We start from the raw sequence: 14,590 nt of genomic DNA on the forward strand, positions 1-14,590 counted from the left end.
GGATTTTAGTGGTAAATGTTTTTTCTGATTTTAATCTTTTTCTTGGTAAAGCATGACCCTGTACCCGGCTTTCAGATGCACTTTGACGGTGCGCATCTTCTTGGCGATGTACTGGCTCGTGCCTTGTATCAGCCCCTTGCCCAAGTCGGAGGCGAGCTGCGCCCCGGCATTGGTGGAGATGTTGATGCTGCTCCCCAACGAGCCGCCCATGTTGGCGGCGACCTCCCTGACGGCGTTCATCTCCATCGAGTTCGGGATGAAGATGCCGGGCTGTCCGTCCGTGTCATATACCGCAAGCTCCACGGGGATAATCGTGCCGTCGTATTCCAGCGAGGTGATCCCGATGTCGAGCCGCTCACCCTGTATCTTGCCCGTGCCGACCACCACAGCATTGCGAGGGATTGTCCTGCCTGCCACCGCCATAGGCTCCAGCAGGCGGAGCCTTACCGTTTGCCCGTCCGTCACGCTCTGCGCACCATGCACACACGCCGGGATGGTGTTCCTGTCCGATACCTCCGCCGTGCCGACAGCCGTGTTGAAACCCCGGTTGCGTTCCTGTGAGAAGGCGGCGACAAACTCCGCGTTGCTCATGGGCTGTGCAAGCGAGGAAACAACTTGGCGGGTCACCTGCCTTACGGGTGTCGCCGTGTTCTTCTTTCCTTTCTGCACAGTGGGCGGCTCTGCCGCCTGCTCTGGCTTCCCACCGTTCTGACCGCCCATGTACTTTGCCGCCAGCTCGTAGGATTTCTCCATAAGAGCCACTTGGTCATCCACGGCGGAAGCCTTGCCCTTCTCGCTTTCCAGTTCCGACTCCAGCGATGCGATGCGCTCCAACAGCTCGTCCATCTCGGCATTGTCATTCTTCGGCTGTTCGTAGAAGTTTCCGAGAGTGGCGTTCAGGTCACGGTAGGCGGCAGCGGAGGATTGGATGGTCTGCGGCGTAGCGGGCTGTGCCTTTTCCACCTTGCCGCCCGGATTGGCGAGGTCGAAGTCCGTCCCGTCCTCCGTTCCCGCTATCTCGCGGTCGAACATGTCGCCCAACTGCCCGATGGCACGGTTGCGGTTTTCTAACCGCTCTTCCATCTCCCCATGCTCGTAGGCTTTCAGCTTGTCGCCGATAATCTGCTTGTTCGCCTTGTCCGCGTCGGGCATCTCGGTGTTGTAGCCGTCTGTTCCCGGCGGCTGTTCCTTGCCGGAGGACGGAGCGAATATCAGCCACATCGCCCCGATGAACACCAGCACCATAGCGGGCAGCACAATCATCTTCTGCCGTTTCAGCCGCTGCGCCTCGGTCAGCGGTTCGCGCTCCTTTTTCGGCTTTCCCGTGTCGGGAGCGGCTTTGTTCTCTTTCGTCGGTTCATTCTTTGGTTCATTCTTCTTCTGTTCCATATAAATAAGGTGTTAAGTGATTGTCTGTTTCCGCCGGGGTCGGCAGTTCCACCCGTCCGGCGTGTCCCGTTTCCATGCGTGAGCCGTCATTCCTGCCGATGTCATAGACGGCTTTGCCGAAAGTGTAGAGGGCAAGCACCGCGAAGGCGGCGAGCATCCCCAGCACGATGCGGCGGCGTGTTTCCGGCGGCAAGCCGTCCAAGTAGCCTTTGAGCCTTGCCACCAGCCGTTTCCGTTTGTCGTGGAGCTTCCAGTACACGCCCCACATTGTTTTTCTGATACTTTTTACTTTCCGTTTCATAATCCGTTACCGTTTGATTGTCTGTAAATCCTTGTTCTCGATGATGGTGAACCCCTCGATGATGAAGCCGCCCGGATTGTCGTCCGACCGTGATGCGTTCAGCAGGCGGCAGGTGGTCACGAGGCTGCGCTCGGTGACGTTGCTCTGCCGGATGATTTTCTGCGTGGCGTAGGTCACGGCGCGGTAGGGATAGGCGTTGAAGTCGCACACCACGCTGTCCACCTTCAGCACTTGGTTGATGTTCCCGGCGATGATGCGGTTGTAGTACCCTTTCTCGGCGAAGTCCGAATAATAGTGGTACACGCTCTTGTCCGCCAGCAGCAGGGCACGTTTCACGTTGTGTTCAATCGCGCTCTTTTCGGGCGACAGCGTGAAGAACAGTTCGTGGAAGCGGCGCACATGCTCCCGTGCCTCCGCCGGGCGGTTCTGCGACAGGTCCTGCGACAAGGCGAGCATCAGGCTCTTGCCGTTGTCCAGCACATAGATTTTCTCCCGTTGCTTCTCAGCGAAACGGTAGGAACTCCACACGCTCCACACCGTCACCACGGCGCACAGCGAGAGGAAGACGATACCGAACAGGCGTATCTGCCTGAAGGACGATTCGATGTTTCTGAGTGACTTGAATTCCATTTTTCTTTTTCCGTTTTATGATTTCACATTGGTTATTTCAGCAGCTTGCCGATGCGTCCGACGGCGTTCCCTGCGGTCGCTCCTGCAACTCCGCCCGCCATTCCTCCGGCTCGTCCCGCCATCTGGTTCATGTTGCGGTTGTAGCTGCCCATGCCTCCGGCTTGGATAATCCAGCCCGCCACGGTGGGGATGGTGAAGTAGCCGATGATGCCGATGCAGAGGAACACGATATACACCCCGTCGCTCGAATCCAGCGAGAAGTTCGGGTCAGCCTGCATACGCTCGATGTCGCTTTGCAACATCAGCACCTGTATCTTCGCCAGTATGGTGCTGAACATGTCCGACACCGGCAGCCACAGATAGACCTGTATGTAGCGGCATATCCACTGCGTGAGCGTGCTTTGGAAGCCGTCCCACACCGATATGGCAAAGGCTATCGGACCGAGTATCGCCAGCACCACGAGGAAGAAGGTGCGGACGGTGTCTATCACGAGGGCGGCGGCTTGGAACAGCAGTTCCAGTATTTCGCGGAAGAAGTCGCGGATGCCCTTCTTCATGTTGTACATCCCCCGGTCGATATACATCCTCGCCATCGTCACCATGTCGGAGGGCGCCCAGCCGAGTTCCTCCAGCTGCTTGTCAAACTCCTCGTTGGACACGAGGTAGGCGGTTTCGGGGTTGCGCATCATCGCCTCGTATTCCAATTTGTCCTTCTGCTGGCGGTAGGTGTTCATGTCGAGCGTTTCCGCCTCCAGCATCTTCGCCGTGCCTTGCACGACGGGCGAAAGAATGCTGTTTATCGTACCCAGCACCACCGTGGGGAAGAACATGATGCAAAGACCGATGGCGAAGGGGCGGAGCATCGGGAACACGTCTATCGGTTCGGCTCTCGCCAGCGACTGCCATACCCGGTAGGCGACGTAGAACAACGCGCCCAGCCCGGCGATGCCTTTCGCCACGCCCGCCATGTCCTCGCACAGCGGCATCATCTGCTCGTAGAGCGAGCGTAATATCTGGTGAAGGTTGTCAAACTCCATAGGCTACCAGTATCTTTCGTTCATGTTCCCGTACAGCCCCATGATGCGATCGAGGTCGTTCTTCTTTTTAGCGCGGAGATAGGACACCGATATGTTCTTGTTGGTGTAGTAGCTCACGAGGTTGCGGTAACGCTTCATCTTGGAATGGCAGCGTTCCACCACGTCCATGCGCTCCTTGTCGGTCATGGAGAGCGTGGTGATGTTCACCACGTTTTTCAGTTCGGTCAGTACATCGTTGCTCTCTTCCAGAAGCTTCGTGTAGCCGAAGGCGATGGATCCCAGTTCCTCCACGGTGAAGTTGTCGTCACGCATCATCCGTTGGAAGTTGGTCACATAGATGTCGGTGATGTCGCCCACCATCAGAATGGTCTGCTGCACCTTGCGGGCATCCCGGACAAGGTTGTTCACTGATTTCAGCGCGTCGTAATACTTCTTCCCCTGCTCGTAGATTTTCACGGTTTCCTGAAAATTCTTCACCATGTTCTGGGCGGTGGTCGAGGTATGCACCACGTTCTTGGAGGTGTTCACGATGCTCTGCGCTATGTTGGACGGGTCTATCACCGCCCACTGTGCGCTTGCCCTGCCCGCGAGAAGCAGGCACAGGCAGACAATCATTGTTACTCTTGTTCTCATGTTACTTTGGATTTTAGCGGTTGTTATTCTTCTGTCGGGTTCTCCGGCTGCGGCTTCACCCGCACATAGTCGCCGTTTGGTGAGAAGGTCAGTACGTCCGTGGCCTCGTTGTAGGACACGTCGATGCGGAAGCCGGTGTTCATGAACAGGTTGCCGTTCTCCTCCTGCAAGAGATAGGTTTCCGGTTTCAGCTTGCGGCGCAGACCGCTACGGCGGAACACCGTCACCTTGTAGGCTTCGCCCTCCTTGTAGATAAGCACGTCCGGTTTCCCCTCCACGCTCTCCCAGTTCCCGCACAACATATCGCGGCGGTTGTCGGCCACGTCGCAGGATTGCAGCATCATGACCGCCAATCCAATCAGGCACTTGCTGACTTGCAGCATTTTCACTTTTGATAAACTCATACGCATTTTTCTTTTTTCGTTGATGATTAAATTCTGTTTTAATTGTCGGTTGTTTCCTTGTTTCTCCGCCTTTCGGCAAGTTGCCGGATGGCGGCTTCGATGTCGCCGCCCAGCTTCTCCGCCAGACGGTAAACCTCCACTTTCTCCGTTTCCTCGGTGGTGTATGCCAGATACTCTTCGGCACTGACCTCCGTGGCATATACCGCCGACTGTGTGCCGCCCAAGCCTATCCACACCTCCTTGTAGAGCCGTGAAGGGTTGTTCGCCATGTTGATGGAGAGTATCTGCCCCTTCTCCTTTTCCGTCAGTCCGAGCAACGCCTGTATCTGGTCAAACTTGTTCATGTACTTGCGCTGGTCGAGAAGTATCTTGCAGTCGGAGTTATTGATGATGCTCTCCTTGACCACGGGAGAGGAAATGATGTCGTCCACCTCCTGCGTCACCACGATTGCCTCACCGTAATATTTTCTGACCGTCTTGTACATATAGCGCAGATATTCAGCCATGTTCGCCGAAGAGAGAGCCTTCCAAGCCTCTTCCACTATCAGTTGTTTTCTCACACCTTTGAGCCGTCGCATCTTGTTGATGAAAGCCTCCATGATGATGATGGTCACGACCGGGAACAGTTCGCGGTTTTCCTTAATCGAGTCAATTTCGAAGACGATGAACCGCTTGTTCAGCAGGTCGATGTTCTCCGTGGAGTTGAGCAGGAAGTCGTAACGCCCGCCCCGGTAATACTGCCGCATGGTGGTGAGCATGTTGTCGATGTTGAAGTCTGACTTCTCCACCTTGATGTCACGCTCAGCCAGCTCCCGGCGGTAGTCGTCACGCATATACTCGTAGAAGGTGTTGAACGACGGCACGATGCTCCGGTCAGCCTTGATACGCTCGATGTAGGCACTCACGGCACTGCCCAGCTCGCCGCTCTCCGTCTTCGTCACCTTGTCGTCCTCCGATTTCCAGAGCGTCAGCAGCAGGGTCTTGATGCTGTCCTTCTTCTCCACATCGAAGATGTAATCATCGGTGTAGAACGGGTTGAACGATATGGGCTTCTCTTCCGTGTAGGTAAAGTACACGCCGTCCGCTCCGCCCGTCTTGCGCCGGATCATGCCGCACAAGCCCTGATAGGAGTTTCCCGTGTCCACCAGCACGACGTGCGTACCCTGTTCGTAGTATTGGCGCACGAGGTGGTTCATGAAGAACGACTTGCCGCTGCCCGAAGGACCCAGCACGAACTTGTTGCGGTTCGTGGTGATGCCCTTTTTCATGGGCAGGTCGCTGATGTCGAGGTGCAGCGGTTTACCCGTGAGCCTGTCCACCATCTTGATGCCGAAGGGCGATAGCGAAGAGCGGTAGTTGGTTTCCTCCGTGAACAGGCACACCGCCTGTTCGATGAAGGTGTGGAAACTCTCTTCCGCCGGGAAGTCCGCCGCGTTGCCGGGTATCGCCGCCCAGTAGAGTGTCGGGCAGTCTATGGTGTTGTGGCGCGGCACGCACTCCATTCTCGCCAGCTGGCTGCCCACGTCGTTCCTTATGTGCTTCAGCTCCTCCGCGTCGTCGCTCCACGCCATGACGTTGAAGTGCGCCCGTACCGAGGTCAGCCCGTAAGAATGGGCTTCGTTCAGGTACTGGTCTATCCACTCGCGGTTGATGCTGTTGCTCCTTGAATAGCGTGAGAGCGACTGCATATTGCGGGCGGACTTCTCGAACTTCTGCAAGGTTTCCTCGCTGTTGTCTATCAGCACATACTGGTTGTAGATATGGTTGCAGGAGAGCAGCAACCCCACGGGGGAAGCGAATGACAGCCGGCAGTCGCTCCGGTCGGTGGAGAGTTTCTCGTAACGGGTGTCGGTAGCCACCTTGCCCGGCAGGTCTTCCGCATCGGAGAGGGTGTGCAGGCACAGGCGGTTGTCGCCGATGCGCATCTCCCTTGCCGAAAGCTCGATGTCCTGCAAGGTGGTGTCACCCTCCGGCATGAGCGAGAAGTAGCGTTCTATCAGCCCCGTCTTTCCCTCCGTTCCCACAATCTCGTCGGTGGAGAGGCGGCGCAGCCTGACAAGCCCGCTGTCGTTCATGATGCGCTCGAACTGTTCGCAGGCTTCCAAGAACTTTGTCGAGGTTTCCTTGTCCAGTTCCTTCGGGATGATATGCCCACGACACAGCGTGCTGAAGTTGCTCTGCATCCGGTTACGCTCCTTTGTCGTCTTGGTCAAGTAGAGGTAGCAGGTGTGTTTCAGGTACGGACGCTCGTTGAAGTGTCGCTCGAAGCTCCGTGATAGGAAGCTCATGTCGTCCTTGTGCAATTCCGGCTTGTAGCGTTCCTTGATGAACCAGTCCTGCTTATGGACGACGGAGTAGTCCGGCAGCACCTTGATTGCCTTGCACCAACAGCCGTGGATAGCCTCGTACTCCGCGCCCGTCACGGTGTAAAGCTCCGGCAGCTCCACCTCGAAAGCCACCGTGATGTCGGCGTCCTTTGAGATGATGCAGCCATGCTCCACCGCAAGCAGGGGAAACTTGTTTTCCAGTGTTGTCATTTTCGATGTATTCCTCATGTTGTTTCTTCCTTTCGTTGTAGTTTGAACAATCGGGTTATCCGCCGCCGGTTGATAAGGTATCGGGGATGGCTCCGTGCCGCTCCTAATTTCATCAGCCCGAGTTCGCCGTACCGGGCGTTCAGCGCGAAGGTCTGCCACACAAGGAGGGAGGACGATGCCGCGCCGAAGCCGATACATACCCACTGGTCGATGCCGACCATGTAGAGGATGACGAACAGGACGAAGAGAGCCAGCAGACCTCCGCAGAAGATGAAGAGGTACTGTGCCTTCAAGCCCTTGAACTCTACCGGACGGCCGATACCCTTGTTAATCGGGTATTCAGCCATACATTATTATATTAAAGGAAGAATGAGCGCAGGATGGTGGCGGCTACAATCAGGAAGATGCACGCGCCGAACCAGCTTGCCGCTGTTTTTGAGGTGTCGGGGTCGCCCGATGAGAATTTACCGTACACTTTCACGCCCCCGATAAGCCCGACGACCGCGCCGATGGCGTATATCAGTTTCGTGCCGGGGTCGAAATAGGAACTCACCATAGAGGTGGCTTCGTTGATGCCCGCGATGCCGTTTCCCTGCGCGAAGGCGGAGGCGGTAGCGGCGATGATGAGTGCCGCAGAGAGGATTGCTTTTCTGTTTCTTACGATGTTCTTGTTCATAAACTGTCCTTGTTTTTGTGCCGTCGAAAGGGTGGATGGTCCTTTGTCGGGCGGTTGATACTCTGTTACTTTACTTTGGTTTTAGTGGATGCCCGTTTGTTTCCACGGACTTGGGTGTGTCCGTTGCGGATTGGATGCGCCTTGCGTTTCCTCGCCGCGTGGGTTGATTGTCATTCCTTCATGTTCTTTCCTTTTTCAGTTGTCATACATAGTTGCGGATGTCGAAATCCTCGATGTTGTCCGGCACGACGAACACCTTTTTAGGCTTTTTCAGCCGGATTTCGATAAGCCCCCTGATGCGGATGCCTATCTCCGAAGAGCCTTCCATCATTTTCTCGTACAGCTCCGTGCCTTCCATGTCGGTGAACACCTTTGCCGCCTTTTCACGTTCCGCCTGTGTCGCGTCCGGGTTCTTGGCGGTCTTGCAGGCGTCGTCGATCTCGTCAAAGCTGTTGCCCGAAGCCCGTGGCGTATCCGGAGCGTCCTCTTCCGGCTCGTCCTCCCCGTATCCCAGTTCCTCCGGTGGTATGCTCGTGAAGGTTTCATCGAGTTTTTCCTCCGGGACTTGTGCCGTGCGTGAGGTGGTTTCCGCGTTTTCGTCGTCAAAAGTAGCCTCTTCCTCCGACAGCTCAATGCCTTTTTCCGAAGTGGCGGCTTGTTGCGTCGGTATGGCAGCGGTTGTCCGGGTGGATGCCATCCTGAAAAGGCTCTTACCGATAATGTTCGCCTCTTCTGCCGGGACTTCCTCTTGCACTGTTTTTTGTTTTATCTCCGTGCCGCCCAGCGACCGCCACAATCCGGCGATGCCCCTGAAGAATCGGACAAGCCGTGTGTCCATGATGCGCTCGTAAAGGAGCAGGAACAGGAACCAGAGGTTGCAGCCGATTGATACGGCCAACAGAATGTCTGTTATGCTTATTGTTTCATTCATACGCTTCCTGTTTGGATTAAAATACCGGATTGTAATTCTTGGCGTAAAGGCTTCTTATGGCATCCTCGCACTGGTCGAAATGCTGTGTCAGCACATGGTCGATATAGGCGGACAGGGTGAGCCTGTCATGCCCGATTACGCGGATGATGCGCATGATGCGGTCGTGGTACTCCGGGCGCACATACGCCATCTTTCCGGCACGCGCCTTTACTTCGGGTTCACGGATGAACAGACGCTCATAGTCTTTCTCACTGCATTTGCAGATTACCGTGGCAAGCGATATGATTTCCACGCTCGTCTGCATTTGGGCAACCGTGCCCTTGCCGTCTTGCTGCGGCACTCTTCTTTTCTGGTTCTTTTCCTTTTGCATGTCAGATTAAATCTTCTCGTTGTTTCTTATACAGTTCGTTAATTCTCTCCTTGTGCTGCTCCAGATGCTGACGCAGCACGGTATCCACATAGCCGCCCACCGAGATTTCCCCTCCGGCAATGTCGTTCACGATTTTGAGGATTTTGCCGTGTACGTCGCGGCTGATATAGACACACTGGCGGGTCTTTATCTCGTTGCGGCGCAGGAACAGCTCGTTATAGTCCTCGTCCTGCCTTTTCCGGCGGCCACCTTCCTTCTGCGCTCTCTCCCGTGTCACGGATTGCGCTGGAGGCGGCTCCGGTACGGCGGTGTCATCTTCGGTCGGTGCGGCTGCGGGAACTTCCTGCGCCGGGCACAGACTCCCGTCCTGTGTGCGCCGCCCGATGGAGGCTAACAGCAGTTCCTCGTCGATACCTTCCGTGTTCACTTTCCTGCTGCCCATGCTCACTGCGGTCTGATGATGTCGCTTATCTCTTCGGAAAACTCACGGATGCCGCTCCCTTTCAGTAGTGCCGTGTCCATCGGGAAGATGGTGGAGCGGAAAACGCTCCTGCGCTCTTCCGAAAGGTCACGGCGGAACTTCTTGCTGTCAGGCAGGCGGGTGGAAAGCACCGGAAAGCCCATCTCGGCTATCACTTCCTCGTAGATGCCGTACAGGTCGTTCCTCTCCCTGCCGTCCACCATCGTCCAGAACAGATGCAGCCCCTTTGTTTTCGCCTGCCCGGTGGTCATCAGCCTGTCGCGGAACATCGTGACGAATTTCAGGGTACTCTCCACGACGAAGCGGTCGGCACTCAGCGGAGTGAAGATGTAGTCCATCTGCGAGAGCGTCTTTATCACACCGTTGCTTCGGAGCGTTCCCGGCATGTCGAAGAACACCACATCGGGTTTCACATCTTCGGTGGCGATCATCCTCTCTGCATCATCGAGGGCGTTCACCGCGTTGCTCTTGACGATAGTGTAGGCGTTCTTCTTTATCTTTCGGAAATGGTCGCAGGCGAGAGCCTTGAAGTAGGTGCTGCTGTTGATAAGCCCCATTTCGTGTTCGCGCAGACCGTGGATGCTGTGCTGCGGGTCGTCGCAGTCCACGACGGCGACATTGTAACCTTTCACGTTGTGGAGGTAGCTGGCGGCAAGTGCCGTGACGGTGGATTTACCAATGCCACCTTTCTGTGTTGCGAATGCAACGAAGATTTCTTTACTCATGGTTCCATTTATTTTAATTGTTGATGATTTTATTTTCTGTTTATATGCGGATTGAATTACTGCATTATCCGTTTCCGTGAACAAGCACGTGGACGGGTCATCGCGTATCCGGTTCTGTGGTGAAGCGGTGCGGCGGACAAGTGATGAATGACGACATTGCGTCATGAAGTCATTGAATCCATACGTCACCGAATTGTCGGACAACCGGGTTTCCGACTGTTCGGGTATCCGTTTCGGCAAGTGTCCGCCGAAGCGGTTTTCCGGGTATTTGAGTGTTCCTTTTCTCATATCTTCAAATCGTTCGTTTCTTGAATCATGCTGCAAATAAACAAGTATATTTTGGAACCTGTATCACTTCTCAGGCAAGTGGCGGCATGTTGCGCCGGTTGGCAGTCATTGACCGGGTCAAGCATCTGTCCGATACCGCTTTAAGGGCGTAACTTTGCCCCCGGACAGCAGGGTTCGCCGATGGTGGCGCAGCCGGAGTCCTGAAAGGTATCTTCCCAATCCGTCCCTTGACGGATTTTTATGTTCACCTGAACATAGCAAGATGTCTTTTCAGCCGCTCAAAATATTTTGAGCAGCCACGAAAAGCACTTGCCCTTGCAGGGGGCGGGCTTTCCCTCCGAAGTCGGGAAGCCTTTCAGACCTGCGGTGTATGTGCCTTGAAGCGGCGGCTTATGCCGTCAATCCGCTAAATCCAAAGTAATATGAAAGAGAAAAGGAAAAGCAAAGCAGGGAGAAATCCCAAACTTGATCCGGCGGTGTATCGCTACACCGTCCGTTTCAACGAGGAGGAACACAACCGTTTCCTCGCCATGTTCGGAAAATCGGGTGTCTATGCACGGTCGGTTTTCCTCAAAGCACACTTCTTCGGGCAGCCCTTCAAGGTGCTGAAGGTGGACAAGACGCTGGTGGACTACTACACCAAACTGTCGGATTTTCACGCGCAGTTCCGCGCCGTGGGAACGAATTACAACCAAGTAGTGAAGGAACTGAGGCTGCATTTTTCCGAGAAAAAGGCGATGGCGTTGCTCTATAAACTGGAGCAACAAACCGTAGAACTCGTGAAACTGAGCCGTCAGATTGTGGAACTTTCGAGAGAATTGGAGGCAAAATGGTCGCAAAAATCAGTGTAGGAAATTCGTTGTACGGCGCGATTGCCTACAACGGGGAGAAGATTAACGAGGCGCAGGGACGGCTGCTCACCACCAACCGCATCTACAATGACGGTTCGGGAACGGTGGACATCGGCAAGGCGATGGAGGGCTTCCACACCTTCCTGCCACCGCAGATGAAGGTGGAGAAACCGGTGGTGCATATCTCGCTCAACCCGCACCCGGAAGATGTGCTGACCGATATTGAGTTGCAGAATATCGCCCGCGATTATCTGGAAAGGCTCGGTTTCGGAAACCAACCTTATCTTGTCTTCAAGCACGAGGACATCAACCGCCATCACCTGCACATCGTGACAATCAACGTGGACGAGAACGGGAAAAGGCTCAACCGGGATTTCCTCTACCGCCGCAGCGATCGCATCCGCAGGGAACTGGAACAGAAGTACGGATTGCATCCGGCTGAACGTAAAAATCCGAGATTGGATAACCCGTTGCGCAAGGTGGACGCTTCAGCAGGCGATGTGAAGAAGCAGGTGGGCAACACCGTGAAGGCTCTGAACGGGCAGTACCGTTTCCAGACGATGGGCGAATACCGTGCACTCCTTTCCTTATATAATATGACGGTGGAGGAAGCGAGGGGTAACGTGCGCGGACGGGAATATCACGGGTTGGTCTATTCCGTCACGGACGACAAGGGCGACAAGGTGGGCAACCCGTTCAAGTCCTCGCTCTTCGGGAAGTCCGCAGGCTATGAAGCCATGCAGAAGAAGTTTGTCCGTTCCAAGCAGGAGATTAAGGACAGGAAGCTCGCCGACATGACGAAACGCACCGTCCTTTCCGTGCTGCAAGGCACTTATGACAAGGACAAATTTGTGTTCCAACTCAAAGAGAAGGGCATAGACACCGTACTGCGCTACACGAAGGAAGGGCGCATCTACGGGGCCACCTTCATCGACCACCGCACGAGATGCGTGCTGAACGGCTCGCGCATGGGCAAGGAACTTTCGGCGAATGCCTTGCAGGAACACTTCACCCTGCCATACGCCGGACTGCCACCGATACCGCTTTCCATTCCGGTGGATGCTTCGGACAAGACGCAAGGGCAGACCGCATACGACCGTGAAGACGTGTCGGGCGGTATGGGCTTGCTCACTCCCGAAGGTCCGGCGACCGATGCCGAGGAAGAGGCTTTCATCCGGGCGATGAAGCGCAAAAAGAAGAAAAAGCGCAAAGGCTTGGGTATGTAATCGGAGTATCAACAATTAAAAAATCAATGTATGTCACAACAAGAAGACGATTTGAGGGCATTGGCGAAAATCATGGATTTTCTGCGTGCCGTGAGTATCATTTTAGTGGTCATGAACGTGTACTGGTTCTGCTACGAAGCCATCCGGCTGTGGGGCGTGAACATCGGCGTGGTGGACAAAATACTGATGAACTTCGACCGCACGGCGGGGCTGTTCCATTCCATATTGTACACGAAGCTGTTTGCCGTCCTGCTGCTTGCGCTGTCGTGCTTGGGAACGAAAGGTGTCAAGGGAGAGAAAATCACTTGGCGTAAAATCTGGACGGCACTCGTCGCCGGCTTCGTGCTGTTTTTCCTCAACTGGTGGATACTGGCTCTGTCGCTGCCGATTGAAGCGGTCACGGGGCTGTATATCCTTACCATCGGCACGGGCTATGTCTGCCTTTTGATGGGAGGTCTGTGGGTGAGCCGCCTGTTGAAGCACAATCTGATGGACGATGTTTTCAACAACGAGAACGAGAGTTTCATGCAGGAAACGCGACTTATCGAAAGCGAGTATTCGGTCAATCTGCCCACACGCTTCTATTACAAAAAGCGTTGGAACAACGGTTGGATCAATGTAGTCAATCCCTTCCGTGCGTCCATCGTGTTGGGTACGCCGGGCAGCGGAAAATCCTACGCCGTGGTCAACAATTTTATCAAGCAACAGATTGAAAAGGGATTTTCGATGTATGTGTATGACTTCAAATTCAGTGACTTATCTACTATTGCCTATAACCATCTGCTGAACCACCCGGACGGCTACAAGGTGAAGCCGAAGTTCTATGTGATCAACTTCGACGACCCGCGACGTTCACATCGGTGCAATCCGATACATCCGGATTTCATGGAAGATATTACGGACGCTTACGAAAGTGCATACACGATAATGCTCAACCTCAATAAAACTTGGGTGCAAAAGCAGGGCGATTTCTTCGTGGAGTCACCTATCATTTTGTTTGCCAGCATTATCTGGTATCTCAAAATCTATCAGAACGGGAAGTATTGCACGTTTCCCCATGCCATCGAATTTTTGAATCGCCGCTATGAGGATATTTTTCCGATACTGACCTCTTACCCGGAGTTGGAGAACTACCTTTCCCCGTTCATGGATGCTTGGCTCGGAGGGGCTGCGGAGCAGCTCATGGGACAGATAGCGTCGGCAAAAATTCCGCTTTCGAGGATGATTTCTCCGCAGCTCTATTGGGTGATGTCGGACAGCGAGTTTACGTTGGACATCAACAATCCCGAAGAGCCGAAAATCCTATGCGTGGGTAACAATCCCGACCGTCAGAACATCTACGGGGCGGCTCTCGGTCTGTATAACTCCCGTATCGTGAAGCTCATCAATAAGAAGGGGATGTTGAAGTCGTCGGTCATTATAGACGAGCTGCCGACGATATACTTCAAGGGGCTTGACAATTTGATTGCCACCGCACGAAGCAACAAGGTTGCCGTGTGTCTGGGCTTTCAGGATTTCAGCCAGTTGGTTCGTGACTATGGGGACAAAGAGGCGAAAGTGGTGATGAACACTGTCGGCAACATTTTCTCCGGTCAGGTGGTTGGCGAAACCGCCAAGACACTATCCGAACGTTTCGGAAAGGTGTTGCAGAAACGGCAATCCATTTCCATCAACCGGCAGGACGTGTCCACCTCCATCAACACGCAGATGGACGCGCTCATCCCGCCGAGCAAGATTTCCGGGCTTACGCAGGGAATGTTTGTCGGTTCGGTGTCCGACAACTTCAACGAGCGCATCGAGCAGAAGATTTTTCACTGCGAGATTGTGGTGGATGCCGAGAAGGTGAAGCAGGAGGAAAGTGCCTACAAGAAAATCCCCGTCATTACCGATTTCACGGACGAAGACGGCAACGACCGCATGAAAGAGACGGTGCAGGCGAACTACCGGCGCATTAAGGAAGAAGTGAAGCAGGTTGTTCAGGAGGAACTGGAGCGCATCAAAAACGATCCGGTGCTGTGTAAGCTGCTACCAGATAATGAGGCTGTCTAACAAGTCCCCAAAATTGAAAATTATCCCTATCGAAGTTTGAAGTGCCCCCCAAAAAAGTTGGA

General features: G+C 54.5%; 16 protein-coding genes. 3 read left to right on the top strand and 13 right to left on the bottom strand.

The genetic code is table 11. From position 1 onward, the window contains the following. Positions 1-30: 30 nt before the first annotated feature. The 13 genes from traM to HMPREF0671_RS01930 form a co-directional block, all read right to left on the bottom strand. Positions 31-1,389, bottom strand: a complete 1,359-nt coding sequence (traM, locus tag HMPREF0671_RS01870; protein ID WP_036896372.1) for a conjugative transposon protein TraM — start codon at positions 1,387-1,389, stop codon at positions 31-33. Then, entirely contained in the window at positions 1,370-1,657 is a 288-nt protein-coding gene (locus HMPREF0671_RS01875; RefSeq protein WP_036896402.1) for a TraL conjugative transposon family protein, read from the bottom strand. Before HMPREF0671_RS01875 ends, traM begins: the two co-directional genes overlap by 20 nt. Before the next feature lie 39 nt (positions 1,658-1,696). Continuing rightward, positions 1,697-2,320 carry a conjugative transposon protein TraK gene (gene traK, locus HMPREF0671_RS01880; RefSeq protein WP_036896375.1) on the bottom strand — a complete coding sequence of 208 codons (624 nt, stop codon included), beginning with the start codon at positions 2,318-2,320 and terminating at the stop codon, positions 1,697-1,699. 32 nt (positions 2,321-2,352) lie between these two features. Next, positions 2,353-3,357 carry a conjugative transposon protein TraJ gene (traJ, locus tag HMPREF0671_RS01885; protein WP_036896378.1) on the bottom strand — a complete coding sequence of 335 codons (1,005 nt, stop codon included), beginning with the start codon at positions 3,355-3,357 and terminating at the stop codon, positions 2,353-2,355. Between the two features lie 3 nt (positions 3,358-3,360). Next, a complete protein-coding gene (locus tag HMPREF0671_RS01890; protein WP_036896380.1) occupies positions 3,361-3,990 on the bottom strand; it encodes a DUF4141 domain-containing protein in 630 nt (209 codons plus the stop codon). 23 nt (positions 3,991-4,013) lie between these two features. Next, a complete protein-coding gene (locus HMPREF0671_RS01895) occupies positions 4,014-4,394 on the bottom strand; it encodes a DUF3876 domain-containing protein (protein WP_036896403.1) in 381 nt (126 codons plus the stop codon). A 38-nt stretch (positions 4,395-4,432) separates the two neighbouring features. Then, the gene (locus HMPREF0671_RS01900) at positions 4,433-6,949 is read right to left on the bottom strand and encodes a TraG family conjugative transposon ATPase (protein WP_036896383.1); all 2,517 of its coding nucleotides are present in this window, start codon (positions 6,947-6,949) and stop codon (positions 4,433-4,435) included. Then, positions 6,946-7,278, bottom strand: coding sequence for a DUF4133 domain-containing protein (locus HMPREF0671_RS01905; RefSeq protein WP_036896384.1), 333 nt, complete (start codon positions 7,276-7,278; stop codon positions 6,946-6,948). The genes HMPREF0671_RS01900 and HMPREF0671_RS01905 overlap by 4 nt, the downstream gene beginning before the upstream one ends. A gap of 11 nt (positions 7,279-7,289) precedes the next feature. Beyond that, a complete protein-coding gene (locus HMPREF0671_RS01910; protein WP_005796934.1) occupies positions 7,290-7,607 on the bottom strand; it encodes a DUF4134 domain-containing protein in 318 nt (105 codons plus the stop codon). Positions 7,608-7,809: 202 nt separating this feature from the next. Beyond that, a complete protein-coding gene (locus tag HMPREF0671_RS01915; RefSeq protein ID WP_036896385.1) occupies positions 7,810-8,538 on the bottom strand; it encodes a hypothetical protein in 729 nt (242 codons plus the stop codon). Positions 8,539-8,554: 16 nt separating this feature from the next. Beyond that, positions 8,555-8,908, bottom strand: a complete 354-nt coding sequence (locus HMPREF0671_RS01920; protein ID WP_036896386.1) for a DUF3408 domain-containing protein — start codon at positions 8,906-8,908, stop codon at positions 8,555-8,557. Position 8,909: 1 nt separating this feature from the next. Beyond that, the gene (locus tag HMPREF0671_RS01925) at positions 8,910-9,350 is read right to left on the bottom strand and encodes a DUF3408 domain-containing protein (RefSeq protein ID WP_036896387.1); all 441 of its coding nucleotides are present in this window, start codon (positions 9,348-9,350) and stop codon (positions 8,910-8,912) included. A 2-nt stretch (positions 9,351-9,352) separates the two neighbouring features. Further along, positions 9,353-10,402, bottom strand: a complete 1,050-nt coding sequence (locus tag HMPREF0671_RS01930) for a ParA family protein (protein WP_084589704.1) — start codon at positions 10,400-10,402, stop codon at positions 9,353-9,355. Positions 10,403-10,824: 422 nt separating this feature from the next. Between HMPREF0671_RS01930 and mobA the strand changes: the two genes are divergently transcribed. The 3 genes from mobA to mobC are packed head-to-tail and all read left to right on the top strand — an operon-like array spanning position 10,825 to position 14,528. Then, a complete protein-coding gene (mobA, locus tag HMPREF0671_RS01935; RefSeq protein WP_036896388.1) occupies positions 10,825-11,253 on the top strand; it encodes a conjugal transfer protein MobA in 429 nt (142 codons plus the stop codon). Beyond that, positions 11,232-12,479, top strand: coding sequence for a conjugal transfer protein MobB (mobB, locus tag HMPREF0671_RS01940; protein ID WP_036896389.1), 1,248 nt, complete (start codon positions 11,232-11,234; stop codon positions 12,477-12,479). The genes mobA and mobB overlap by 22 nt, the downstream gene beginning before the upstream one ends. 30 nt (positions 12,480-12,509) lie before the next feature. Next, the gene (gene mobC / locus HMPREF0671_RS01945; protein WP_036896390.1) at positions 12,510-14,528 is read left to right on the top strand and encodes a conjugal transfer protein MobC; all 2,019 of its coding nucleotides are present in this window, start codon (positions 12,510-12,512) and stop codon (positions 14,526-14,528) included. Positions 14,529-14,590 lie beyond the last annotated feature (62 nt).

The organism is Prevotella sp. S7 MS 2, assembly GCF_000762865.1.
In the GTDB taxonomy this organism is placed as follows: domain Bacteria; phylum Bacteroidota; class Bacteroidia; order Bacteroidales; family Bacteroidaceae; genus Prevotella.

Coding starts and splice junctions, on each gene's coding strand:
- HMPREF0671_RS01890 (WP_036896380.1), bottom strand. CDS start 3,990: ATGAGAACAAGAGTAACAATGATTGTCTGCCTGTGCCTGCTTCTCGCG.
- traM (WP_036896372.1), bottom strand. CDS start 1,389: ATGGAACAGAAGAAGAATGAACCAAAGAATGAACCGACGAAAGAGAAC.
- HMPREF0671_RS01900 (WP_036896383.1), bottom strand. CDS start 6,949: ATGAGGAATACATCGAAAATGACAACACTGGAAAACAAGTTTCCCCTG.
- traK (WP_036896375.1), bottom strand. CDS start 2,320: ATGGAATTCAAGTCACTCAGAAACATCGAATCGTCCTTCAGGCAGATA.
- HMPREF0671_RS01910 (WP_005796934.1), bottom strand. CDS start 7,607: ATGAACAAGAACATCGTAAGAAACAGAAAAGCAATCCTCTCTGCGGCA.
- HMPREF0671_RS01920 (WP_036896386.1), bottom strand. CDS start 8,908: ATGCAAAAGGAAAAGAACCAGAAAAGAAGAGTGCCGCAGCAAGACGGC.
- HMPREF0671_RS01895 (WP_036896403.1), bottom strand. CDS start 4,394: ATGAGTTTATCAAAAGTGAAAATGCTGCAAGTCAGCAAGTGCCTGATT.
- HMPREF0671_RS01930 (WP_084589704.1), bottom strand. CDS start 10,402: ATGAGAAAAGGAACACTCAAATACCCGGAAAACCGCTTCGGCGGACAC.
- HMPREF0671_RS01875 (WP_036896402.1), bottom strand. CDS start 1,657: ATGTGGGGCGTGTACTGGAAGCTCCACGACAAACGGAAACGGCTGGTG.
- HMPREF0671_RS01915 (WP_036896385.1), bottom strand. CDS start 8,538: ATGAATGAAACAATAAGCATAACAGACATTCTGTTGGCCGTATCAATC.
- HMPREF0671_RS01925 (WP_036896387.1), bottom strand. CDS start 9,350: ATGGGCAGCAGGAAAGTGAACACGGAAGGTATCGACGAGGAACTGCTG.
- traJ (WP_036896378.1), bottom strand. CDS start 3,357: ATGGAGTTTGACAACCTTCACCAGATATTACGCTCGCTCTACGAGCAG.
- mobB (WP_036896389.1), top strand. CDS start 11,232: ATGGTCGCAAAAATCAGTGTAGGAAATTCGTTGTACGGCGCGATTGCC.
- HMPREF0671_RS01905 (WP_036896384.1), bottom strand. CDS start 7,278: ATGGCTGAATACCCGATTAACAAGGGTATCGGCCGTCCGGTAGAGTTC.
- mobC (WP_036896390.1), top strand. CDS start 12,510: ATGTCACAACAAGAAGACGATTTGAGGGCATTGGCGAAAATCATGGAT.
- mobA (WP_036896388.1), top strand. CDS start 10,825: ATGAAAGAGAAAAGGAAAAGCAAAGCAGGGAGAAATCCCAAACTTGAT.